Consider the following 21,268-nt stretch of genomic DNA (forward strand, 5'->3'; position numbering starts at 1 on the left):
GCCGGGGGAACACGGCCGAGGGGCCCGGGCCGCACATCGCCGACGATCCGGGGAAGACGCACGCGCCGACGCCGTGGAGAGCGCGCTCCGGGCGACGCGGGCACGGGCCGGATTCGGCCCGCTCCCCGAGTTCACCCTGCCGACGGCCGGCCGACCCCCGTGGGCGCCCCGCCGCCCGTCCGCGTGGCCACGAGCAGCCGGCAGCGCGGGCTGCCGTCCGGGCGGCGGCCGAAGTCCGGCAGCGCCTGATGCTCCACCGTGAACCCGGCGCGGTTCAGCTCGCGCCGGACGTCGCCGAAGCGGAACGCCCGGTAGTACATCACGAACGGCGGCCGCCAGAGGGCGTTGCGGACGTGCATCACGGCGTCGAAGCCGAGCAGCGCCCAGTACCAGGGTGAGGCCGGACGCGGCGGGGCCCCGATCGGGAACACGAACCGTCCGCCCGGCCGGAGCACCGAGCGGACCTGCGTGAACAGGCCGGGCAGTTCACCCGGCAGGAAGTGCCCGAAGGCGCCGAAGCTCACGACCAGGTCGAAGACGGGACCGAAGGGCAGGGCGCGGGCGTCGCCCCGTACCCAGGCGACCCGAGGCCGCCTGTCGGATCGCACCCGCCGCCGCCCGACGGCCAGCATGCCCGCACTGAAGTCGACCCCGGTGACGCTCTCCCGGCACACCGCGCGCAGGACGTCCGCCCCCGCCCCCGTACCGCAGCACAGATCGAGGCCGTGGTCGAAGGGCCCCATCGCCTCCAGCGCGCGCTCGACGGCGTCCAGTACCGCGTCCGGCGTCCGGAAGGGGGTGTGATCGAACGTGGGCGCCAGCAGGTCGTACCCGCGCTCGACCGAGGACAGCGCCTGAACGGCCAGCTCGCGGGCGCTGGGACCGTGCGGGGAGAACATCACGTCAGTTTAGAACGGCCGCACACCACCCGGACCGGTTGCCGGGAAGAGGGCGGACCCGAGGGGGCGGCCCCCCTGATCCGGTGGGGCACCCAGACGCTTCGGCTTCTGAGCGCTTGGCCCCGGCGACCACGTCGCTCCGCTTCACCTCTTGACGCACATGGTTCAGACCTTTAGCTTTCGGGCCGTCATGTTCCCTGTTCGGAACCGGAGTTCACGCCCACGGCCGGCCAACCCCCACGAGGTGTCGACGACGATGACCATGGCCCCGCTCCCCTTCAGACGATTCCCGCTCATCCGCGCGGTCCTCGGCCGGTTCACGGCCGGCGCCGCCGTTGCGGTCCTGATGGCCGCCCTGTTCTCCGCCACGCCCGCACACGCCGCCGACGGCCGGATCACCGGACTGGCCGGGAAGTGCGTCGACGTGGCGGGAGCCAACAGCGCCAACGGCACCGCCGTACAGCTCTACGACTGCAACGGGACCGGTGCCCAGCTCTGGTCCAACCCCGGCGACGGCACCCTGCGGGCGCTCGGCAAGTGCCTGGACGTCGTCGACCGAAGCACGGCCGACGGGGCGGCGGTCCAGCTGTGGGACTGCTCGGGCGGCGCCAACCAGCAGTGGGTGGTCACCGCGGCCCACGACATCGTCAACCCGGCCGCGAACAAGTGCCTGGACGTCCGCGACAACAACTCGGCCAACGGCACCCGTCTGCAGATCTGGAGCTGCTCGGGCGGCGCCAACCAGAAGTGGGACGCTCCCGTCGGCGGCGGCGCCCCGGCTCCGTCCGGATTCGTCGTCAGCGAAGCCCAGTTCAACCAGATGTTCCCGAACCGGAATGCGTTCTACACCTACGGTGGTCTCGTCCAGGCCCTCAGCTCCTACCCCGCGTTCGCCACCGCCGGCAGCGACACCGTGAAGAAGCAGGAGGCCGCGGCCTTCCTGGCCAACGTCAACCACGAGACCGGCGGTCTGGTCTACGTGGTGGAACAGAACACCGCGAACTACCCCACCTACTGCGACTGGAGCCAGCCCTACGGCTGCCCGGCCGGCCAGGCCGCGTACTACGGACGCGGTCCCCTCCAGCTCAGCTGGAACTTCAACTACAAGGCCGCGGGCGACGCGCTCGGCATCGACCTTCTCAACAACCCGTGGCTGGTGCAGAACGATTCCGCCGTGGCCTGGCGCACGGGCCTGTGGTACTGGAACACGCAGTCCGGCCCCGGCACCATGACCCCGCACAACGCCATGGTGAACCAGGCCGGGTTCGGACAGACCATCCGCAGCATCAACGGCTCGCTGGAGTGCGACGGCAGGAACCCCGCCCAGGTGCAGAGCCGCGTGGACGCCTACCAGCGGTTCACCGCGCTCCTCGGGGTCAGCCCCGGAGCCAACCTGTACTGCTGACCACGCCGAGGGGCCGGGCTCCCGGCCCCTTCACCTCGCCCCGGGCACGGCGGGCCCACGGCTCAGGGCCGCGGACGCACGGGCAGCGTCCGTACGCTGTTGCCGCCGAAGCCCGCACGCGCACGGCCGGTTCCGCCGATTCCGCCCGGGACCGGCCACGGGAATAGACGGCTCCCGCCGCACGCTGAAAGGGGCGCACGGCGGCCTGTCGGCGGCGGAGGGCACCCCGGTAGTGGTGCGCACCCGCCTGTCGGGTGCTACAGTCCGGTCAGCACCTGTGTACGCTCCGCTTGGAGCGCCGGTGCTTTTCCCCCTTGAGTTCGCCGTTCTGTCGCCGCCGTCACCGACCGGCGCACCGGCTTCCCGGCATCACCTCGTCACCGCGCTTTCCGCCGTGTCCGGGGTGAGGTTTCCCGCCGCAGTGAGGCGTGAGCATGCCGCCTCCGGGCCTTCCCCCCTGTTCGTTCCTGCTCTCCGTCCGTGAAAGGACCTCATATGACCACCACACTCGAACGCCCTCCCGTAGCGCGGCAGCAGGCGCTCCGGTCCGTCACCGGAGTCCTCGACGTCGACCGCGGCGGGAAGGGCCATCTGCGCGCCGTCGACTGCCAGGCCTCGCCCGCCGATCTCCCGGTCTCCCCGGCCCTGATCCGGCGCCACGGCCTGCGCAAGGGCGACACCCTCGTGGGCACCCGCGACGGGCGAGCCCTCACCGAGGTGACACTGATCAACGGCCGTACGCCCGACGAACTGCGCGCACGTCCGCACTTCCACGACCTCACCCCGCTGCACCCGCGCGAGCGGCTGCGGCTCGAACACCCCGCGGCGGGCCTGTCCGGGCGTGTCGTCGATCTCCTCGCGCCCGTGGGCAAGGGACAGCGCGGCCTGATCGTCGCCCCGCCGAGGACCGGCAAGACCGTGCTGCTCCAGCAGATCGCCGCGGCCGTCACCGGGAACCACCCCGAGTGCCATCTGATGGTGGTGCTGCTCGACGAGCGGCCCGAGGAGGTGACCGACATGCGGCGCTCGGTGCGCGGGGAGGTGTACGCCTCCACGTTCGACCGGACACCGAAGGAGCACATCGCGCTCGCGGAACTGGTCGTCGAGCGGGCCAAGCGGCTCGTCGAGCAAGGGCAGGACGTCGTCATCCTGCTCGACTCGCTGACCCGGCTGTGCCGGGCGCACAACAACGCGGCCGCCGCCGGTGGCCGCACGCTGAGTGGTGGTGTCGATGCCACCGCCCTGCAGGGCCCGAAGCGGCTCTTCGGCGCCGCCCGGCTGGCCGAGGAGGGCGGCTCGCTCACGATCCTCGCCACCGCCCTGGTCGAGACCGGATCCCGCGCCGACGACTTCTTCTTCGAGGAACTGAAGAGCACCGGCAACATGGAGCTGCGGCTGGACCGGGACCTCGCCTCCCACCGGATCCACCCGGCCGTCGACATCGCCGGTTCCGGTACCCGCCGCGAGGAACTCCTGCTGTCCGCCCCCGAGTTGACGGCCGTACGAGGACTGCGGCGCGCCCTGACGTCGCGTGACGGCCAGGCGAACCTTCAGACCCTGCTGGAGCGGATGCGGGCCACGCCCGACAACGCGACGTTCCTGCGCCGGGTCCAGCCCACCCTGCCGGTCACCTGACCGCGCCGCCGGGCGGGCCCCGGCGTCCGGCAACCGGGTGCCCGATGCCTCCACTCGGCCCAAGCTGCCCAGGCGCGGGTGCCACGACCGTTCCTACCGTGGCCGGTATGACCATAGGATTCTCGTCCCGCATCGTCGTCTCCTGCTGCGTTCTGGGCGCGGCCTGGACGACGGCCCTCCCGCCCCTGCCCGCCGTCGCCGTCGCGGGCTCCGATTCCGGCACTCCAGGGCCCACCGCCCCCGGGTCCGCCCCCCTGTACGCGTCGGGAACGCAGGTACGACAGGGCGCGGGCGTGCCTCAGATCCCCGAGGTGTCGGCGCTGTCGTGGCTGGTCGCCGACGCCGGCTCCGGCCAGGTGCTGGCCGCGCACGACGCGCACCGCCCACTGCCGCCCGCCAGCACCCTCAAGACACTGTTCGCCCTCACCGTGCTGCCGGGGCTGCCCGCCGACACCCGGCACACCGTCAGCGCGCGGGAGCTGAAGGACGTCGGACCCGGCAGCAGCCTCGTGGGGGTGAGGGAGGGCGACACCTACCAGGTCAGCGACCTGTGGCGGGGGGTGTTCCTGAACTCCGGCAACGACGCCGTCCATGTGCTGGCCGCGCTCCACGGCGGAGTGCAGACCACGGTCCGTCAGATGCAGGCCAAGGCCCGCTCTCTGGGCGCACTGGACACCCATGTGGTCTCACCCGACGGGTACGACGCCGACGGCCAGGTGTCCTCGGCGTACGACCTCGCGGTGTTCGGGCGGGCCGGACTGCAGAACCCGGAGTTCGCGCGCTACTGCGCCACCGCCGAGTCGAGCTTCCCCGGCGACGGCGGCGGGTCGTACGAGATCGCCAACACCAACCGGCTGCTGACCGGCCGCAACGGCGTCGCGCCCTACCCCGGCCTGATCGGCATCAAGAACGGCTACACGACCCATGCGGGCAACACGCTCGTGGCCGCCGCGCGCCGCGCGGGGCGCACCGTCCTCGTGACCGTGATGAACCCTCAGGCGGGCGGCGGGTTCACGGTCTACGAGGAGGCGCGTTCGCTGCTCGACTGGGGTTTCGCCGCCGCCGGCCGGGTGACTCCGGTCGGCTCGCTGGTGCCCGAACGGCCGACCGTGTCACGGGCCGGGCCGACCGCGTCGCCGAAGACGGCGCTGACGGCGGACCGCGACGCGGCCGGCTGGCCCGACAGAGGGGTGCTCGCGGGTGCGGTGGGCGCGACCGTGGGCACGGTGGTCGCGCTGGCGCTGCGGCTGAGAAGCAGGCGCTCGCCTCGCGGTTGACCGATCGGCAGACCGAACAGCAGCCCGAGGGTGATCCAGGCGTAGGTGTTGCTGCCCAGGAAGCCGTCGATGCCGGACGCGTCGTCGAACCACAGCCACACCACGCTGCTGCACAGCACCACGTACAGCGCTGCCGCGATCCGCAGTCGGCGGGCGCGCAGCAGCACGGCGAAGGACGGCAGCAGCCAGACCAGATGGTGCACCCAGGTGATGGGGCTGACCAGACAGGCGGTCAGCCCGGTCAGCGCGAAGGCGGCCCGCCAGTCGCCGGCCCGCAGCGCGTGGTGTGTGCGCCACCCCCACACCGCGAGGACCAGCAGGACGGCCGCCGCCCAGGCCGCGCGGCTCGGTGCGTCGGGCGCCGCGAGGCGGGCGAGGATGCCCTGGAGCGACTGGTTGGAGACATAGTCGAGGCGGCCGATGCGGGTGGTGTCCCAGACGGCGTGCGTCCAGTAGAAGCGGGAGGCGCCCGGTGCGGCCCAGGCCGCGAGCAGGGTCGCGGCAACGGCGACCGCCGTCGCCACGGCGGCGGCCCGCCAGCGCCGGGCGAGCAGCAGCAGGCCGATGAAGAGCGCGGGCGTCAGCTTCACGGCCGCCGCGAGTCCGATACCCACGCCGGCCCAGCGCCCGCGTCCGGTGGACAGCAGCCAGGCGTCGATGAGCACGAGTGCCAGCAGCAGCAGATTGACCTGCCCGAAGCTGACGGTGTCCCGGACCGGTTCGAGCAGCGCCAGCGCGCAGGCGGCCAGTGCCCAGCCGAACCAGCCGTAGCGGCGCAGCTCCCTGCCGACGAGGATCCACAGCACGACGGCGGCGGCCGCGAGGTTCAGCAGCAGCGCGAGGGCGATGGCGGTGCCCAGGTGGATGTACGCCATGGGCAGCATGCTCAGGGCGGCGAACGGCGGATAGGTGAAGCCGTACGTCGTCCCCGGCACCCGGTAGTCGTAGACGTGACCGCCGTCGTGGACCCAGGTGTGCACGGTCCCGTAGTAGACGCGCAGGTCGAACCAGTCGCGCAGGAGCGGGACCGTGGCGGTGAAGACGGCCACGGCGGCGGCGAGACCCAGGACGAGGGCCAGCCGGCCCTTCTCGGTGCGCGGCGCTCTCACGCGGTCCGCCCCAGCACCGGTGCCTGGGCGGCCTGGTGAGCCTGCCAGAGCACCACGACCGCGAGGACGCCGCCGGAGACGGCCAGCAGCACCTGGGCGAGGTCCGGGGCGCCGCCGCTCGGCAGGACGGTGAGCGCGAGGACCGCGGTGGCGGCGGCCACCCGGTGGCGCACGGAGGCGCTGGGCGCCGCGGCGGCGATGAGGAACACCCCCCACAGGGCGTACCAGGGACGGATCGCGGGACCGAGGACGGCCACGACGGCGAGGCTGAGGCCGAGCGCGTAGACCGGGGCGGGCCGCAGCCGCAGCCAGATGAACAGCACGGCAACCATTGTCGCCAGCAGTCCGGCCGCGTGCCACACCGGCATCGCGAGGGGCGCGAGCCCGCTGCCGAGGTCGTCGAGCAGCCGCCCGGTGACCCGGCCGAGGACGCTGGTGGGTGACCAGTTGTGCGGGGAGATGGGCGTCTTCAGGGCCGCCACCCAGCCGTAGCCCGTACCGGCGACCGCCGTGACCGCCACGGTCGTGGCGAGCGCGACCGCCGTCGTCGTCGCCACCGCCCGGACGATGCCGACGTGCCGCCGCAGCGCGACGACGGCCAGCAGGCCGAGCGCGGCCGGGGCCTTGACCAGGGCGGCGAGCGTGATCAGGACGACGCCGAGGAGGTGCAGCCGGCCGCGGGCGGCCAGCAGGCCGACACCGAGCAGGCCCAGCATGATGGCATCGTTGTGGGCACCGGCCACCAGATGCAGCAGCACCAGCGGGTTGAGGGCGCCGAGCCAGAGCGCGGCCGCCGGGTCGGCGCCGCACTGCCGGGCCAGCCGGGGCAGCGCCACCGCCATCAGGGCCACGCCGAGGAGCGCGACCAGCCGCATGCCGAGCAGCCCGGCCGGCAGTTCACCGCGGGTCAGGCCGGAGAGCGCGGAGGCGACGGCGAGGAAGACCGGCCCGTACGGGGCCGCGGTGTCCCGCCACACCGGCGCGACCTCGTCCGCCAGCGGCCCGCCGAGCTGTGCGGGCCCGTATGCGTACACATCGATATGGGCGTCGACCATGGCGCCCTGTGCGAGGTAGCTGTAGACGTCCCGGCTGAACAGCGGCGGTGCGAGCAGCAGCGGTGCGGCCCAGACCGCGAGAACGAGCAGCAGGGCGCGTGGCGTCGGCGGCTCGGGGCCGCGGATCACCCGGCCCAGCAGCGCCCAGGCCGCGATCAGCAGCACCACACCGAAGTAGACCCCCACCAGTCCGAGCGCGGCGCGCCCGGACTCGGGGGAGACCAGATCCGCGACCGGCAAGGCCCCGGCGGTCTCACCGCCCAACGCGAGAAAGGCGGTACCGGCCAGACCGAGCGCCTGGCACCGGCGGAGATCGACGGGAAAAGCCATGGCCAACACTCGGGAAGCGTGGCAACGGCGGATGACCGGAAGGCGACGTTCCCCCCTCGCGGGGGCGGCCTGCGTGTGACCGCCGTGTGACCGGTGGCACCGTGGGCCCGGTGGCGCCCCGGAGACGAGGGATCCGGGTGGTGCCGGCACCGTCCCGGAGCCGGACGGCTCACTCAGAAGACGGACAGTCCGGTGAGCGTGGTGAACAGGTCCAGTGCCGCGACCCCCGCCACCGAGTTGCCGTGCTCGTCCAGGCCCGGGCTCCAGACGCACAGCGTGCAGCGGCCGGGCACGACCGCGATGATCCCGCCGCCGACACCGCTCTTGCCGGGCAGGCCGACCCGGTAGGCGAAGTCGCCCGCCGCGTCGTAGGTGCCGCAGGTCAGCATGACCGCGTTGACCTGCTTGGCCTGGCTGCGGGTCAGCAGCCGCGTGCCGTCGGCGCGGATGCCGTGGCGGGCCAGGAAGCCGGTGGCGAGGGCGAGGTCCGCGCAGGACGCCTCGATGGAGCACTGCCGGAAGTACTGGTCGAGCAGGACCGGCACCGGGTTGTCGACATTGCCGTAGGACGCCATGAAATGGCCGAGGGCGGCGTTGCGGTCACCGTGTTCGGTCTCGGAGGCGGCGACCTCCTCGTCGAAGGCCAGCTCCGGGTTGCCGCTCTCCGCCCGCAGGAAGTCGAGCAGGGCGCCGGCCGCGTCGCCGGTACGGGTGTGCAGCCGGTCGGTGACGACGAGGGCGCCCGCGTTGATGAAGGGATTGCGCGGGATGCCGTTCTCGTACTCCAGTTGGACCAGGGAGTTGAACGGGTTGCCGGAGGGCTCCCGGCCCACGTGCTCCCACAGTTCGTCGCCCTCGCGGGTCAGCTGCAGGGCGAGGGTGAAGACTTTGGTGACGGACTGCGTGGAGAACGGCTGCCGCCACTCCCCCACCCCGTAGACCGTGCCGTCCAGCTCGGCGACCGCCATACCGAAGCGGTGCGCATCGAGGGCGGCGAGCGCGGGGATGTAGTCGGCGGCCCGTCCGCGCCCGGGCCGCCGCTCTATCTCTTCGGCGATGCGCTCCAGTACGGGCTGGAAGGTCAGCGAGGGGGACATGGTCACTATCGTGCCGCCCCGTGAAACGAGCCGCTCATCTGCGGTACCTCACGATCATGTTCTGGATCCTCAACGCACCGGCCGCTTCCCGGGGCCGCGAGCCGTTCGGCGGGCAACAGGCCCTTTTCGAGGGCGAGTTCGGCGACGCTGCGGCCGCTCGCCAGGGCCTCCTCGGCGATGTCGGTGGCCGCCTCGTACCCGATGTGCGGATTGAGGGCGGTGACCAGGCCGATGGAGTTCTCCACCGCGGCCCGCAGCCGCGCCTCGTTGGCCGTGATCCCGGCGACGCACCGCTCGGCCAGGGTCGGGCAGGCGCGCTCCAGGTGCGTGATGCTCTCGGAGCGGGAGTGCGGGATCAGGTGATCCTGCGGGGCGCGCGACGGGGCTGTCAAGGGATGCGGAAAGGGGAATCACCAGGGGCGGGAAGCCTGAACACCGGCTTCCCGCCCCTGGGTGAAACGGCGGTGATCAGCGACGACGGGCGGCGATCAGCTCAGTACGCCGGTCGCGAGCAGCCCGAAGAGCAGCACACCGACGACGAGCCGGTAGATCACGAACGCGTTGAAGGAGTGCTTGGCGACGAACTTCAGCAGCCAGGCGATGGAGGCGTAGGCGACCACGAACGAGACGATGGTGCCGACGGCGAGCGGTGAGGCGCCCACCCCCGCGCCCAGGGCGTCCTTCAGCTCGTAGATACCGGCGCCGGTGAGGGCCGGGATGCCGAGGAAGAAGGACAGGCGGGTGGCGGCGACCCGGTCCAGGTCGAGGATGAGCGCGGTGGACATGGTGGCGCCGGAGCGGGAGAAGCCGGGGAGGAGCAGGGCGAGGATCTGCGAGCTGCCGACGAGCATCGCGTCCTTGAACGAGGTGTCGTCCTCGCCGCGCTTGTGCCGGCCCATCTGGTCGGCCGCCCACATCACACCGGAACCGAGGATCAGCGAGGCGGCGACCACCCACAGGGAGGCGAGCGGACCGTCGATCAGCGGCTTGGCCGCGAGACCCACCACGACGATCGGGACGGTCGCGGCGATCACCCACCACGCGAACTTGTAGTCGTGGTGGTACCGCTCGCGCGGGTTGAACAGGCCCCGGAACCAGGCGGAGACGATCCGCACGATGTCCTTGAAGAAGTACACGAGCACGGCCGCGATGGCGCCGACCTGGATGACGGCCGAGAAACCGACGACGGCCTTGTCGTCGACGGGGATCCCCATCAGCCCCTCAGTGATCTTGAGATGGCCGGTCGAGGACACGGGGAGGAATTCGGTCACCCCCTCGACGACTCCGAGGACGACGGCCTGACCGACGTTGATGACGCTCATGGGATCCAGTTCTGAGGAGTTGGTCGACAGTGCTGTAGACGGTGGTGCTCTGGGAAGTTGTACTACGCGCGGATGACGTCCGCCTACCGGGGCCACACCGCCCCGGCGACCGAGGCCCCCGCGAAGGCCGCGCCGAGCCCCGCCGTCACGCTCGCGACGACATTGGCGGCAGCGTAGAACCCCGCACCGGTCTCGGTGAGCCGCAGTGTCTCGTACGAAAAGGTCGAGTAGGTGGTCAGCGCCCCGCACAGGCCCGTGCCGAGCAGGAGCTGCAGGTGCGGCGAGGCGTGACCGGACGCTGCGGCTCCGGTCAGCAGGCCGAGGATCACACATCCCGCGACGTTCACGGCGAGGGTGCCCCAGGGGAAGACGGTGTCATGTCTGAGCTGCACCGCGCGGTCGGTGAGGTAGCGCAGGGGTGCCCCGACCATGGCGCCGATGATCACCAGCAGCCAATTCACAACGACTTCTCACCTTTCTCGTCTGGTGTGCCACCGTTCCCGGCCGCCGTGTCACCCTCTCCCGCAGCCTCGTCACCGTCCCCGGCCGCCGTGCGCGGGGTCTCTCCACGTCCCGTGCGGGTGATGACCTCGCAGTCGTCCAGGGTCACCAGCCCCTCGACGGCGAGTTCGTCGAGCTGTGGCAGAAAGGCGCGGACGCGCTCCTCGGTGTCGACGACGACCACGGCCACCGGCAGGTCCTCGCTCAGCGACAGCAGCCGCGACGTGTGGACGAGCGAGGAGGCGCCGAAGCCCTCGATGCCGCGGAACACACTGGCGCCCGCCAGGCCCGCGGCGTGCGCGCGGTGCACGATCTCGGCGTACAGCGGCTTGTGGTGCCATCGGTCGTGCTCGCCGATGAAGACGGTCAACCGCAGGGCCTTGCCGGACAGTCGGGTCATCGCGGCCTCCGAGGGGCGCCGTTCGACGGTCTCGTTCATCGCTGCCGCCAGGCCAGGAGCCGGCGGGCGGCCGTCATCGCGAGCCACACCGCCGCGAGAGCCCCGGCCAGGGTCGCGACCAGGTAGGCGAGCGCGGTGCGCGGCTCGCCCGCGTCGACCAGTTTCTGGATCTCGACGGCGTATGTCGAGAAGGTGGTGAAGCCGCCCAGCACTCCGGTGCCGAAGAAGGGCCGCACCAGCCGGTGAGCGGCCCACACCTCGGTGATCACGACCATGAACACGCCGATCACGGCACAGCCGACGAGGTTGACCCCGAAGGTGGTCCAGGGGAACCCGCCGGTCCGTGCGGGCCAGAGCAGCGACGCGGCGTAGCGGGCCGTGGCGCCGAGGGCGCCGCCGAGGGCGACGACCGCCACGACGGGTCCCTGCTCGTGCCAGGGCGAGGGCCGCCGAGCGGAACCGGACGCGGGGGTACCGGCCCGGTCGGCGCTCTTGGGATGCGGGACTGTCATGGATGTGCTTCTCCTACTCGCCGGGGCCCTGCCGGACGGGCACGCTCGATCGCAAGTAGGGACCGTTGGCGGCGGCACGGCCGCGGTTCGGGTACGGCGGGCCCCACCGCCGCGCCGCGGAAGGTGATCGCGGCCGGGGAACAGAGTAACGCGGTGCGCGAGCGGCCCGCACACAGGCGAACCGGGGCCGCGTGCGACCGTGAGCGCGCCGATCGGGGCGGTGGGGCGCGGTACGGGGCCGGGCGACGGCGGGGGCGTCTACGGTGCGGGGCGCCTGCGGGGCGGCCGGTGCGGCAGGTCCGTCCCGTGGCCGGGACACGGCCCGCCGTCGCGTCGCTTCGGCCCGTTCCCACCTCGGCCGGCCCCCGCCCGGCACGCCACAGTGGCCGGGAGCATGGGCGCGGAGGGACGAGATGCCGAAGGAACCCGTGAGCGAGCGACGGATGCGGATCCTCGCATGGCTGAAGGACCCGGTCGCGCACTTCCCGGCGCAGCGCCACGGCGACCTCGTCGAGGACGGCGTCACGGCGGCGGCCGTCGCCGAGAAGCTCGCCGTACCCCGGTCCGTCGCCGCCGCCGATCTGCGGATCCTCGCCGCCGTGGGCCTGCCGCGTACCAAGAGGACCTGCCGGCACACCTGCTACCGCCGGGACGAGGCCCGTGTCGCCGAGATTGCGCGCTTGTTCGAGGAAGGGTGGTGAACGGGGTGGCGAAGGGTGTGGCCGACGACGGCGGCCGGCCCCGGCCGGTTGGGGAGGTGCCGGGGACGACCGGTCAGTTTTGGAGAAGCCTTCCCGCACTCCCCCGCCCTAACGTGAGACCACCGACGCACGACGTCGGCCCACACGACCCGGATCCCGGACCTGGGATCTCGCATCTCGGAGGAGTACGCCATGACCACGGGAGTCCACACGATCATCTACCCCGCCAAGGACCTCGCCCGGGCGAAGTCCGTGTTCAGCGCCCTGCTGGAGGTGGAGCCCTACGCGGACGAGCCGTACTACGTCGGGTTCAGGACCGCCGGGCAGGACATCGGCCTCGACCCGAACGGCCACGCCAAGGGGATGACCGGCCCGGTGCCCTACTGGAACGTGGCGGACATCCGGGCGCGTCTCGCCGCTCTGCTGGAGGCCGGGGCCGAACTGCTCCAGGATGTCCAGGACGTCGGCGGCGGCAAGCTGATCGCCTCGGTGAAGGACCCGGACGGCAACCTCGTGGGACTGATGCAGGACCCGGTGGCGTAGGCACAAAGGCCGCGCATCAACGCGGCAGCGGCCCCCGGACGGCCGTGCCCGGGCCGGGCCGGCGCTCCGCGGGCGACAGTGCTTGCGGGCACACTAATTGCACTGTAAACAACAGAGCCGTTCTCTGTTACCGTGCGGGTATGGCAGCGAAAACGGGTGGTGTCCGGCTCGAGCAACAGTGGCGGGACATCCTGTCGGTGCACGCCCGCACCCTGTGCGAGATCGACCGGGCACTGCACCCGTACGGGCTCGGCGCCAGCGACTTCGAGGTGCTCGACATCCTGGCCGCCGAAGCGCCCGCACACGGCGACCTGTGCCGGGTGCACAACATCGCCGGACGCGTCCATCTGAGCCAGAGCGCCCTGTCCCGGCTGATCGGGCGGCTGGAGAAGGAAGGCCTGGTGGCGCGCTCCGTGTGCGCGGAGGACCGGCGCGGGGTCTGGGTCGCGCTGACCGAGAAGGGCCGCGCCCTGCACGCCCAGGTGGTGCCGCTGCAACGCGAGGCGCTGGCCCGCACGCTGAACGCCCCGTCGTCCTCGGACTGACCGACCGCTCAGACGACGAACTCGGCCCCGTCCGCGAGGACTTCGACCCCCGCCTCGGTCACCTGGCGCCGGGCGGCCGACGCCGGGTCGAGCAGCGGGTTGGTGTTGTTGAGGTGGGTGTATATCCGGCGCGTGCCGGGGTGCCGGGCCAGCCGGCGCAGACTGCCGTGCGCGCCCGCGACCGGCAGATGCCCCAGGGCCGCCTGTCCGGCCGCACCGGGCACCACCGCGCCCATCTCGTCGGCGGCGTGGAACGTGCCGTCGAGCAGTGCGCAGTCCGCCGTCGCCAGCAGTTCGTCCAGCACCGGCGACCAGGCGCCCACGTATGGCGCGTACACGAGGACTCCGCCGGTGGCCAGGTCCTCGATGCGGTACGCGATCACCCAGGGGGCGTCCGCGGCGGTATCCGGGACGTACCGGGGCGCCTTGGCGCCCACCGGGTGCGCGGTGACGACCAGTCCGCCCGCGAGGACGAAGCCGCCGTCGGTCAGGGCGTCCGCCCACTCCCACCCGCTGTAGCGACCGAGCGCCGCACGCAGCGGCACCAGTGCGGCCAGCACCGGAGCCCCTGCGTACACCTTCAGGTCCGGGCCGCCGCGCAGCACCCCCAGGCCCATGGCGTGATCGGCCTCCGCGTCGGTCAGCAGTACGCCGCGGACGGGGGTGTCCCGGGGCCCCGGCCCCGGCCACAGCGGGGCGTTGGCCGCCAGTTGCGTACGGATGTCGGGTGAGGCGTTCAGCAGCCACCAGTCGCGCGTGTTACCGGTGACGGCGACACACTCCTGGCTGCGGGAGGGCAGTTTGCCGTCACGGGCGGCCGTGCACAGCGCGCACGCGCAGTTCCACTGCGGGAAGCCGCCGCCGGCGGCCGTGCCCAGCAGGATGACCCTCACGACCAATCCCCTCCCTGTCGGGCCGCTCCCCTGGGATCTTCCCGCCGCGGGGGCCCGGGCTACCCCGCCGTGGGGGGCAGTTCCGGCCGACCTTCGTCGTCGGGCCGGCGGTCCACCGGGCGCCACGGCGGCAGGGGGTCGGCGGGGAAGTCGCGCGGGCCGCTCCACAGGGCGGGTACGGCGTCGGAGCGACGGCACAACTCATAGGCGATCGCCTCGTAGTTGACCCGCCAGCCGTGGAAGTGCGGCCATGCCTCCTTGGCCGACCGCTCGGCCGGGAAGCCCGCCGCCTCCACCATCGCCACGGCCGCCTCGAACTCCGGGAAGGTGAGGTGGATGGGCGTGTCCGGTGCCGGGTCGACGTTGAAGGGGAACCGCACGGAGCGGGCGATGTCGCGCAGGGCGGTGAAACCGGCCCGGAGCACCAGACGGGCCGCCGGCGGCGCGGAGTGCGGGGCGAGCGAGAGCTGCATGGCCGCCGCGTCCATGACGGCGAGCAGTCCGACCAGCCAGTGCCGGTAGGGGCGGGGCGAACGGAAGGAGACCAGCACCGGGTAGGTGGAGTGGCTCTCGCCGATGTCCGAGGCCAGCCGCTCCCAGTCGCGGTAGAGCTCGGAGAGCGCGGCCTCCGTCTGCACCAGCCACTGCCGGGCGAGGATCTCCGGGCCCCAGGAGGGTTCGCCGGCCCGGGACTGCAGCAGGGTGACCTCCAGCTCACGGCGGTTGTAGGCGGCGTACAGGGTGGGCAGGTACGCGATCTGCAGGGCGATGACCACGGGCCCGGTGGCCGCCGCCAGGAAGTCCACGGCGGACAGGTGCAGCCGCTGACCGCTGGCGTAGCCGAGCGTGAAGAGGCTGGATCCCGCCTCGCGGAAGGAGTTGGCCCAGTTCAGCGTGGACAGGGCGTGCAGCAGCAGCCCGTAGCCGACGAAGGACCCGCCGAGCCAGGTCGCGAGCATGCCCATCAGGATCAGCGGGCCGAGCCAGGTCTGCGTACGGTCGATGGCCTGGTAGCCACCGCGCAGGGCGCCCAGCCGCAGCAGACCGCGCAGCACCCGCCACAGCCGGTACACGAGCGCCGAGTAGAGGCCGCGGGGCACCACCAGGGTGCGCAGGATGCTGGCCAGGACGTTCCCGAGGAGCAGTACACCGGCCACACCAGAGATCCATCTCATGGCGTCATTGTGTGTCGGGCCGGTGCCCTCCGCGGGATGGAGCCCGTACGGCATCGAGGACGGCCCGGGCCACCGCCGGCTCAGTATCGTGGGCGGGGGCGCTCTGTCGCGGGGCCCGGCCGGCCGGGCCCCCTACGGCCGGGCCAGGAGCGTGCGGACCCCGTCGGAGTTGAGCGTCAGGCCGTGCGGCGAGGCGGCGTCGATGGTGAGCGTGAGGTCGCCGGTGGGCCACTGGGAGGCGAGCGCGCCGAGCGGCACGAGCCGGTAGCGCGAGACGAAGGGCAGCAGATCGGCCATCTCCGTCTCGGAGGTGAACACGGGCACCGTCTGCTGGCCGTCCGGCTGCTCCAGGACGGGCAGCGCCACGGCGTTGGGGTTGGTGGCGTCCTCCTCCGTGGCGTCGTCCGGCACCGGGATGAGCACTTCACTCCCGGCCAGCGTGTCCAGCGCCTCGGTGTCGGCCGCATCCACCACGAGGGTGTCCAGCGCCGCCTGTGCCGCAGTCGGACGGGGGGTGTTCTCGGGTGTGTCCATGGCAGATTCCCAGGTAGTGGCGAGCGGGCGCCCGAAACCACCGGCTCCGGACGACACGTTCCGGTCAGGTACCCGCCCGGGGGCGGGCCATGCATACCGGGGTGGCTGGAATCGGATGGCCTGAAGCGGGTTCGGGGCCGGGGTTGGGGTTGGATCGGGGCCGCTCCGAGAGCGGCCTGAGGACGGTCTGGGGCTGGTCTGCGGGGCTGTGGCCGGTGCGCGGCCGGTATGGGGCTGGTCTGCGGCCGGTGTGCGGCTGGAAACCGGCCGATCCCCGGCTGGTCTCGGCCGTCTCGGCCGGGGTCCTGGCCGGTCTCCCCCCGTCTGTGGCCGATCTGGGCCAAGGCGACCAGTCCCGGAGACCCCGGCCCTCGCCCCGTTCACCGCCGTCTCGGCCGGTCTCCGGCCTGTCTCAGCCCGTCTTGACCGGTCTTGGCCGGTCTTGACCAGTCTGCTCCTGGCCCATTTCCTCCAATCGGAGCCCGGACTCAGCCCTCTCAGCCGCCCCAACGGCCCCAATGGCCCCAAGGCCCCAGCCGACAGCCGACAGCCGACAGCCGTCCGGCCCCCTCCCCGCCGAAGCTCACACGGCCCAGCCGGCCGGTGCCTTCCCCGAGCGTTTGAGAGGGCGGTATGAGACTTGATGCCCGATTCTTCGTTTCGTGCGGGACAACGTCGGCCGGCTACGGCCGGGGCTGGGTGAACAAGCCTGGCTCGGTCTCGGCCAGGATCCCGCGGTCGGCCAGCCGCTTGAGCTTGAGGCGGACGTTGTTGATGTTGTTGGGCGCGACCGGCAGGTCCATCGCGTCGCACACCTGCCGGGCCCGCAGCGGGTGGTCGGCGGCGGTGAACACCGCCATGATCTGCTGATAGGCCGGATGATCCGGCAGCTTCAGTGCCGATGGCGCGGGCGGCTGCGGGTCGGGCAGCCCCAGCAGTGTCTTTCGGGTGATCCGGACTTCTTCGGCGGCCCGGCCGAGTTTGTCGAGCCGTGCGGTCAGTTGCGTGATCTGTTCCCGCATCGTCTCGGCCTGCCCGGTGATCTCCCGTTCCCGCTCCTCCAGCCGTGCCAGCACCGCGCCGAGGGTCAGCTCCTCGCCGGTCATGCCGTGCGCCAGGCCGGTGTGGTCGCCCCGGTCAGCCGGCGCAGTATCACCGCGGTCATCGCCCAGTACACCCGCGACTCCGAACTGCGGGGCAGATGCTCGTAGTCGCGCACCAGCCTGCGGTGCAGCATCAAGATCCCATAGGCGCGCTCCACGACCCACCGCTTGGCCTGGGGCACGAACCCGGTCTGCGCGGGATCGCGCTCCACGACCTCCACCCCGATGCCCACCTTTTCCCCGTGCGCGACGACGGCGTTCTTGAAGCCCTGGTCGACCAGGGCTTTCTCCACGGTGTCGGTGTCGGCGGCGACCTTGTCCAGCAGCGCGATGCCGACGGCGTTCTCGTGCGCCGACGCGGCCGCCACGACCACCGCGATCACCAGCCCCAGAACGTCAACGGCCAGGCCGCGCTTGCGGCCCGGTACTTTTTTTGCCGCGTCACGCCCCGTCGACTCAGCGGGCACTCCGGCCGCCGCGTGCACGCTCTGGGTATCGAGCACCACCAGGCTCGGGTCCGCCTTCCGACGCGCCATTTCCCGCACCTGCCAGCGCAGCAGGTCGTGAATGGTCTGATCGATGCCGTCGTCACGCCAGGTGTAGAAGTAGTACTTCACCACGCCGGGCGGCGGAAAGTCGTGTGGGAGCAGCCCCCATTGGCAGTCCGGCCCTGGTAGAGCAGCGCGTTGACGATCTCCCGCATCGCGTACCGGCCCTGATGGCCACTGACCGAGGGATGCGCGGCCTTCCACGCGACGATCACCGGCTCGACCAGCGCCCACTGCTCGTCGCTCACGTCGGTCTTGTACGGCTTGCGCTCGCTCACGGCGACCAGCCCAACATGCCCATGGCCGCCGGCCGGCCGTGATGCCGCACCACCACACGTTCAGGTGACGACAAATCTCCCATGCACTCTCATTCCGCCCTCTCAAAGACCTCTTCTATGCCCTCATCCGCACGCAGGACCACCAGCCACAAGCCCTGCACACCCTCCAGAAACGGCACGATGTCCTGGGGGACCAGGCAGCCAGACTCCGCCGCGAGCGGGACAGCCTCCTCGCCCAGGTACAGCAGCTCGTCCGGATCACCCAGGTCCTGGAACCGGAGAACGAGCAGTTGCGGCAAGCAGACCGCAGACCCGCGGTACGGGTCCTGCCACGCGACCGATAACACGCGCCGTCACGGATGGGCAGTGCCGCCTGGTCGCGGCGGAGGACGTCGAGCACGACGAGGATGTGGCCGGTGCCGCGTACGAGGCGGAACATCTGGAAGGTGTGCAAAGTGTCGCCCGGCCGCGCGTAGGTATGCAGTTCGCGCAACTTGGCGCGCTGAAGGGGGAGACGGTGGCGAGGGCGTTCGGATCCTCGTCGAAGACGACCGAGCCCTCGATCCCGGCCTCCTCCAAGACGAAGTTCTGCTGGGTTCGGCCGCCGGTCGGTCGAGACCCGCTTGTAGACCAGTTTCGCCGCGCACGCAGGGGCTGCTGAGCTGACCAGTTCGCCACGCAAAACGCTCGGCTGGGAAGCCCCAGCCGAGCGCCTCGCTAAACTCCTGGCCGCAGCCGGTTCAACAACCCCTGAAACTCGCCGGACGGGCGACGGGGCTTGAGTGGCTGACCGGCCTTCGACACGCAGGCTAGGTCTGAGGCTCCTCCCCACACACCAGGTCATGCGCTTCCCGGAAACCCGGATAGGTTCCCGTGTAACGGCCGCACTTGATCATGCCCTGGGTCTTCCCGTACCACGTGGTGACGGTGCCGTAGACCGGGGCCTTCTCGTTGCTGGCGCACCCTTGGACGAAGCTCGCCTCGACCACCTGCACGCCGACCACGGAGAGGTAGTCGCCGGTCTTTCCTGTCATATCGGCGGTCCCGAATCCCGCGGCGCCCGGCAACGGCACTGACTCGCCGTTCTGAGCGAGCGACTTTCCACCGAGATTCATGTGCCGTTCCAGGGAGGAGAACACCGACGCCGCGGGCACTTTCCCACTGGCCGTGACGCCTGCTTTCACCTTGCGTACGGGAATCGCATGGAAGGTGACGTTCGCAGCGTTCTCACCCTTTTTGACGCGAACCAGCTGCGAAACAGCGACCAGTTTCCCTTCAGTCTTGATCTTTCCCCAGTGGATTCGGTCGTTCTTGCACGCCCACTCCGCCACCGAGATGGCCGTCGACTTGGGGGACGGCGTCGCTTTGGCTTCCTTGCCCTGCGAGGACGCGGTGCACGCCGTCGCCACCAGGGCTGTTGCGGCCAGCACGGCTGCCCGCCGCAATCCGGCCGCCCTCCTGCCGGCTGCCTCCTGACCGGGCCGTGTCATCAGCAGTACCTCTTCTTCGCCAGTGCCGACAGTCCGTCCTGGGCCGCCTTCTTGCAGCTGATACTCCCGATGGAGTTGCTGTTCCAGCTGTGTCCCGTCTTGTAACCCATCCGCGCACAGCTGTGGGACCCGCACGCCCAGCGCTCGTACCGTCCGCTGCCCTTCCGTGTCCCGCGGTAGTAGATGTACTTGCCGTCCGTCTTGGGGATGGTGATCTCGGTGGTGACGCTCGTGCTCGTCGTGTGCGTTCCCTCGCCGTGCATGGACAGCCCTACCTCGATCCCCAGTTCGCCGAAGAACTTGGTGGCCAGCTTGCCGGTCGCCCCGGCGCTGGCGTCGAACGCTCCTTTCACCTCGGTGATCTTCTCCTCCGTGATGGTCATCTTGATGGGCTCGCCACTGGTGTTGACGTAGTCCCACTCGTGTGTGACCACATTTGTCTTCTTCGTCCACGCCCAGAGGTACTGGATGTCCGTATCAGCATGCGCCGACTGTGTGGAGATCAGCAGCATGGCTGCCGTCACCGACAGGATGACAGAGAGCCGTCGTCTCAGTCGTCTGAGCCGGTTCATGAGTGCTCCGTTCCGAACTGCGGGGTGAAGAAGTCCGAGGAACTGTCCGAGCCCTCGGAATCGGTGACGGGGGTGGATCGTCGGCCGAGGTAGCGGCCCAGGGAGGGCAGGTAGCCGCGGCCGTCCAGGAGGAGCAGTCCGGCCAGTCGCCGGTCCGTGGTCTGGGTGGCGCCGAGCCAGCCGTAGCGGTCGGTGCTGTCGGTGTTGCCGTACTCGTCGTAGAGGTGGGTTTCGGCGGCACCGCTGCTGGGATCGAGTTCCACGGCGACGTTGCCCTGGATGTTGGTCAGCTGGAGACGGGTGGTGCCGTCGCTCGTGGTGAGGGCGAGGAGGTTGCCGTCCGGGTCGGTGACGTACCGGGTGGTGCTGGTTCCGTCGGTGCCCCAGCTGGGCGTGTTCCGCAGTCCGTTGTAGTGGCTGGTCTCGGTGGAGGCGGTGGTCCAGGTGCCGCTGGAACTGGTGGCGGTCGTGGCCGTGCCGAGGCGGCCTTCCGCGTCCAGGGTCCAGGTCTCGCGGCTGGTTCCGCTGGTGATCTGCTGCGGCGTGCCGTCGGCGTAGTAGCCGTATGCGGTGCCGTCCGCCGTGGCGGTGGTGCTGCTGAAGGCGTCGTAGGTGTAGCCGCTGTCGCTGATGCGGCCCAGGGCGTCGACGGCGTAGTTGATCGTGGTGGAGCTGGAGCAGTCCTCGCTGGTGGTGAGGGCGGTGCGGTTGCCTGCGCCGTCGAGTGTGTAGGCGCGCGACGTGCACTGGGTGTCGCCGTTGGTGCTCTGGGCCTTGGTCAGGCGGTCGGCGGCGTCGTAGGTGTAGGTGGTGTTGGTGGTGGTGCCGGCGGTCTGGCTGTCCGCCGCGTAGGCACCGGTGACGGTGTAGGCGGCGTTGTCGGAGAGTTCGGCGGTGCCGCTCGCGGCGCTGTAGAGGCGCTGGGTCGGGGCTCCGGTCTCGTCGTACTCGGCGGCCAGGGTGCTGCCGCCGGGCAGTGTCTCGGCCTGGAGGTGGTCGTCGGCGCCGTAGGTGAGAGTGAAGGTTCCGGCGGCGGAGTCGATCACGGTGACCACGCGGTCGCCGCCGCTGTCAGTGCTGTAGGCGTACGAGGTCGTTGCGCCCGTCGAGTCAGCGCTCTGTGTGACGCGGTCCTGGCTGTCGTAGGAGATGGACGTGGTGTTGCCGTTGCCGTCCTTGTAGCTCGTCAGGCGACCCCGGCCGTCGTAGCCGTATTCGGCGGTCTTGCCGTTCGAGGTCACGGTCTCCTTAAGAACTCCTAACAGAATGCTGCAACTCGCCTCGGAATGAAGGGGTCTGATGACTTGTTAGCCTGCACATGAGAAGGGGTGAGCGGCCGCCGTG

The 21,268-nt window shown here is 71.2% G+C and carries 21 protein-coding genes and 3 pseudogenes; 6 read left to right on the forward strand and 18 right to left on the reverse strand.

Annotated features, from left to right (window positions below; all coding sequences use genetic code 11):
• Nucleotides 1–131: 131 nt before the first annotated feature.
• Nucleotides 132–899: a class I SAM-dependent DNA methyltransferase gene (locus tag ACWD5Q_RS28745; RefSeq protein WP_451429974.1), complete on the reverse strand. Its 768-nt coding sequence runs from the start codon at nucleotides 897–899 to the stop codon at nucleotides 132–134.
• 346 nt (nucleotides 900–1,245) lie between these two features.
• Between ACWD5Q_RS28745 and ACWD5Q_RS28750 the strand changes: the two genes are divergently transcribed.
• The 3 genes and pseudogenes from ACWD5Q_RS28750 to ACWD5Q_RS28760 all read left to right on the forward strand — a co-directional run.
• Complete coding sequence (locus tag ACWD5Q_RS28750) at nucleotides 1,246–2,304, forward strand: glycoside hydrolase family 19 protein (RefSeq protein WP_451429993.1); 1,059 nt, start codon at nucleotides 1,246–1,248, stop codon at nucleotides 2,302–2,304.
• Nucleotides 2,305–2,799: 495 nt separating this feature from the next.
• On the forward strand, nucleotides 2,800–3,939 hold the full coding sequence (rho, locus tag ACWD5Q_RS28755) for a transcription termination factor Rho (RefSeq protein WP_451429975.1): 1,140 nt from the start codon (nucleotides 2,800–2,802) through the stop codon (nucleotides 3,937–3,939).
• Between the two features lie 107 nt (nucleotides 3,940–4,046).
• Nucleotides 4,047–4,922, forward strand: a pseudogene (locus tag ACWD5Q_RS28760) (D-alanyl-D-alanine carboxypeptidase family protein); the annotation flags it as partial.
• A gap of 35 nt (nucleotides 4,923–4,957) precedes the next feature.
• Here ACWD5Q_RS28760 and ACWD5Q_RS28765 read toward each other — a convergent pair.
• From ACWD5Q_RS28765 to crcB (ACWD5Q_RS28800), 8 genes and pseudogenes are all read right to left on the reverse strand, one after another.
• Nucleotides 4,958–6,325 carry a glycosyltransferase family 87 protein gene (locus ACWD5Q_RS28765; RefSeq protein WP_451429976.1) on the reverse strand — a complete coding sequence of 456 codons (1,368 nt, stop codon included), beginning with the start codon at nucleotides 6,323–6,325 and terminating at the stop codon, nucleotides 4,958–4,960.
• The gene (gene mptB / locus ACWD5Q_RS28770; protein ID WP_451429977.1) at nucleotides 6,322–7,710 is read right to left on the reverse strand and encodes a polyprenol phosphomannose-dependent alpha 1,6 mannosyltransferase MptB; all 1,389 of its coding nucleotides are present in this window, start codon (nucleotides 7,708–7,710) and stop codon (nucleotides 6,322–6,324) included. The genes ACWD5Q_RS28765 and mptB overlap by 4 nt, the downstream gene beginning before the upstream one ends.
• 173 nt (nucleotides 7,711–7,883) lie before the next feature.
• Nucleotides 7,884–8,807, reverse strand: coding sequence for a glutaminase (locus tag ACWD5Q_RS28775; RefSeq protein ID WP_451429978.1), 924 nt, complete (start codon nucleotides 8,805–8,807; stop codon nucleotides 7,884–7,886).
• Between the two features lie 5 nt (nucleotides 8,808–8,812).
• Nucleotides 8,813–9,166, reverse strand: a pseudogene (locus ACWD5Q_RS28780) (hypothetical protein); the annotation flags it as partial.
• Nucleotides 9,167–9,295: 129 nt separating this feature from the next.
• A complete protein-coding gene (locus tag ACWD5Q_RS28785; RefSeq protein ID WP_451429979.1) occupies nucleotides 9,296–10,129 on the reverse strand; it encodes an undecaprenyl-diphosphate phosphatase in 834 nt (277 codons plus the stop codon).
• Between the two features lie 83 nt (nucleotides 10,130–10,212).
• Nucleotides 10,213–10,590, reverse strand: coding sequence for a fluoride efflux transporter CrcB (crcB, locus tag ACWD5Q_RS28790; protein WP_451429980.1), 378 nt, complete (start codon nucleotides 10,588–10,590; stop codon nucleotides 10,213–10,215).
• Nucleotides 10,587–11,030 carry a DUF190 domain-containing protein gene (locus tag ACWD5Q_RS28795; protein WP_451429994.1) on the reverse strand — a complete coding sequence of 148 codons (444 nt, stop codon included), beginning with the start codon at nucleotides 11,028–11,030 and terminating at the stop codon, nucleotides 10,587–10,589. Before ACWD5Q_RS28795 ends, crcB (ACWD5Q_RS28790) begins: the two co-directional genes overlap by 4 nt.
• A 35-nt stretch (nucleotides 11,031–11,065) precedes the next feature.
• Nucleotides 11,066–11,542 carry a fluoride efflux transporter CrcB gene (gene crcB, locus ACWD5Q_RS28800; RefSeq protein WP_451429981.1) on the reverse strand — a complete coding sequence of 159 codons (477 nt, stop codon included), beginning with the start codon at nucleotides 11,540–11,542 and terminating at the stop codon, nucleotides 11,066–11,068.
• A 413-nt stretch (nucleotides 11,543–11,955) separates the two neighbouring features.
• On the opposite strand from crcB (ACWD5Q_RS28800), the gene ACWD5Q_RS28805 reads away from it, so the two are divergent.
• The 3 genes from ACWD5Q_RS28805 to ACWD5Q_RS28815 all read left to right on the forward strand — a co-directional run bounded on the left by ACWD5Q_RS28805 (nucleotide 11,956) and on the right by ACWD5Q_RS28815 (nucleotide 13,331).
• Nucleotides 11,956–12,243, forward strand: coding sequence for an ArsR family transcriptional regulator (locus ACWD5Q_RS28805; protein WP_451429982.1), 288 nt, complete (start codon nucleotides 11,956–11,958; stop codon nucleotides 12,241–12,243).
• 192 nt (nucleotides 12,244–12,435) lie between these two features.
• Nucleotides 12,436–12,786, forward strand: coding sequence for a VOC family protein (locus tag ACWD5Q_RS28810; RefSeq protein WP_451429983.1), 351 nt, complete (start codon nucleotides 12,436–12,438; stop codon nucleotides 12,784–12,786).
• 140 nt (nucleotides 12,787–12,926) lie between these two features.
• Nucleotides 12,927–13,331 (forward strand): MarR family winged helix-turn-helix transcriptional regulator, encoded by a 405-nt coding sequence (locus ACWD5Q_RS28815; RefSeq protein ID WP_451429984.1) that lies wholly within the window; start codon nucleotides 12,927–12,929, stop codon nucleotides 13,329–13,331.
• A gap of 8 nt (nucleotides 13,332–13,339) precedes the next feature.
• Here the strand turns inward: ACWD5Q_RS28815 and pqqB are convergent, their stop codons facing one another.
• The 9 genes and pseudogenes from pqqB to ACWD5Q_RS28860 form a co-directional block, all read right to left on the reverse strand.
• Nucleotides 13,340–14,224 (reverse strand): pyrroloquinoline quinone biosynthesis protein PqqB, encoded by an 885-nt coding sequence (gene pqqB / locus ACWD5Q_RS28820; RefSeq protein WP_451429985.1) that lies wholly within the window; start codon nucleotides 14,222–14,224, stop codon nucleotides 13,340–13,342.
• Nucleotides 14,225–14,283: 59 nt separating this feature from the next.
• Nucleotides 14,284–15,399, reverse strand: a complete 1,116-nt coding sequence (locus ACWD5Q_RS28825; RefSeq protein ID WP_451429986.1) for a hypothetical protein — start codon at nucleotides 15,397–15,399, stop codon at nucleotides 14,284–14,286.
• Nucleotides 15,400–15,531: 132 nt separating this feature from the next.
• Nucleotides 15,532–15,933, reverse strand: coding sequence for an SseB family protein (locus tag ACWD5Q_RS28830; protein WP_451429987.1), 402 nt, complete (start codon nucleotides 15,931–15,933; stop codon nucleotides 15,532–15,534).
• A 683-nt stretch (nucleotides 15,934–16,616) separates the two neighbouring features.
• Nucleotides 16,617–17,039, reverse strand: a complete 423-nt coding sequence (locus ACWD5Q_RS28835; RefSeq protein WP_451429988.1) for a hypothetical protein — start codon at nucleotides 17,037–17,039, stop codon at nucleotides 16,617–16,619.
• A pseudogene (locus ACWD5Q_RS28840) lies at nucleotides 17,036–17,862 on the reverse strand (IS5 family transposase). The gene ACWD5Q_RS28835 and the pseudogene ACWD5Q_RS28840 overlap by 4 nt, the downstream one beginning before the upstream one ends.
• 89 nt (nucleotides 17,863–17,951) lie before the next feature.
• Nucleotides 17,952–18,161 (reverse strand): hypothetical protein, encoded by a 210-nt coding sequence (locus ACWD5Q_RS28845; RefSeq protein ID WP_451429989.1) that lies wholly within the window; start codon nucleotides 18,159–18,161, stop codon nucleotides 17,952–17,954.
• Between the two features lie 510 nt (nucleotides 18,162–18,671).
• Nucleotides 18,672–19,352, reverse strand: a complete 681-nt coding sequence (locus ACWD5Q_RS28850) for a hypothetical protein (protein ID WP_451429990.1) — start codon at nucleotides 19,350–19,352, stop codon at nucleotides 18,672–18,674.
• On the reverse strand, nucleotides 19,352–19,924 hold the full coding sequence (locus tag ACWD5Q_RS28855) for a hypothetical protein (RefSeq protein WP_451429991.1): 573 nt from the start codon (nucleotides 19,922–19,924) through the stop codon (nucleotides 19,352–19,354). The genes ACWD5Q_RS28850 and ACWD5Q_RS28855 overlap by 1 nt, the downstream gene beginning before the upstream one ends.
• Nucleotides 19,921–21,165: a hypothetical protein gene (locus tag ACWD5Q_RS28860; protein ID WP_451429992.1), complete on the reverse strand. Its 1,245-nt coding sequence runs from the start codon at nucleotides 21,163–21,165 to the stop codon at nucleotides 19,921–19,923. The genes ACWD5Q_RS28855 and ACWD5Q_RS28860 overlap by 4 nt, the downstream gene beginning before the upstream one ends.
• Between the last annotated feature and the right edge of the window lie 103 nt (nucleotides 21,166–21,268).

Source organism: Streptomyces sp. NPDC002513, from assembly GCF_053595355.1.

What these genes read in the sequence shown, in the direction of transcription:
- ACWD5Q_RS28745 (WP_451429974.1), bottom strand. Translation starts at nt 899, where the DNA reads ATGTTCTCCCCGCACGGTCCCAGCGCCCGCGAGCTGGCCGTTCAGGCG.
- ACWD5Q_RS28750 (WP_451429993.1), top strand. Translation starts at nt 1,246, where the DNA reads ATGGCCGCCCTGTTCTCCGCCACGCCCGCACACGCCGCCGACGGCCGG.
- rho (WP_451429975.1), top strand. Translation starts at nt 2,800, where the DNA reads ATGACCACCACACTCGAACGCCCTCCCGTAGCGCGGCAGCAGGCGCTC.
- mptB (WP_451429977.1), bottom strand. Translation starts at nt 7,710, where the DNA reads ATGGCTTTTCCCGTCGATCTCCGCCGGTGCCAGGCGCTCGGTCTGGCC.
- ACWD5Q_RS28775 (WP_451429978.1), bottom strand. Translation starts at nt 8,807, where the DNA reads ATGTCCCCCTCGCTGACCTTCCAGCCCGTACTGGAGCGCATCGCCGAA.
- ACWD5Q_RS28785 (WP_451429979.1), bottom strand. Translation starts at nt 10,129, where the DNA reads ATGAGCGTCATCAACGTCGGTCAGGCCGTCGTCCTCGGAGTCGTCGAG.
- ACWD5Q_RS28795 (WP_451429994.1), bottom strand. Translation starts at nt 11,030, where the DNA reads ATGACCCGACTGTCCGGCAAGGCCCTGCGGTTGACCGTCTTCATCGGC.
- crcB (WP_451429981.1), bottom strand. Translation starts at nt 11,542, where the DNA reads ATGACAGTCCCGCATCCCAAGAGCGCCGACCGGGCCGGTACCCCCGCG.
- ACWD5Q_RS28805 (WP_451429982.1), top strand. Translation starts at nt 11,956, where the DNA reads ATGCCGAAGGAACCCGTGAGCGAGCGACGGATGCGGATCCTCGCATGG.
- ACWD5Q_RS28810 (WP_451429983.1), top strand. Translation starts at nt 12,436, where the DNA reads ATGACCACGGGAGTCCACACGATCATCTACCCCGCCAAGGACCTCGCC.
- ACWD5Q_RS28815 (WP_451429984.1), top strand. Translation starts at nt 12,927, where the DNA reads ATGGCAGCGAAAACGGGTGGTGTCCGGCTCGAGCAACAGTGGCGGGAC.
- ACWD5Q_RS28825 (WP_451429986.1), bottom strand. Translation starts at nt 15,399, where the DNA reads ATGAGATGGATCTCTGGTGTGGCCGGTGTACTGCTCCTCGGGAACGTC.
- ACWD5Q_RS28830 (WP_451429987.1), bottom strand. Translation starts at nt 15,933, where the DNA reads ATGGACACACCCGAGAACACCCCCCGTCCGACTGCGGCACAGGCGGCG.
- ACWD5Q_RS28835 (WP_451429988.1), bottom strand. Translation starts at nt 17,039, where the DNA reads ATGACCGGCGAGGAGCTGACCCTCGGCGCGGTGCTGGCACGGCTGGAG.
- ACWD5Q_RS28850 (WP_451429990.1), bottom strand. Translation starts at nt 19,352, where the DNA reads ATGACACGGCCCGGTCAGGAGGCAGCCGGCAGGAGGGCGGCCGGATTG.
- ACWD5Q_RS28855 (WP_451429991.1), bottom strand. Translation starts at nt 19,924, where the DNA reads ATGAACCGGCTCAGACGACTGAGACGACGGCTCTCTGTCATCCTGTCG.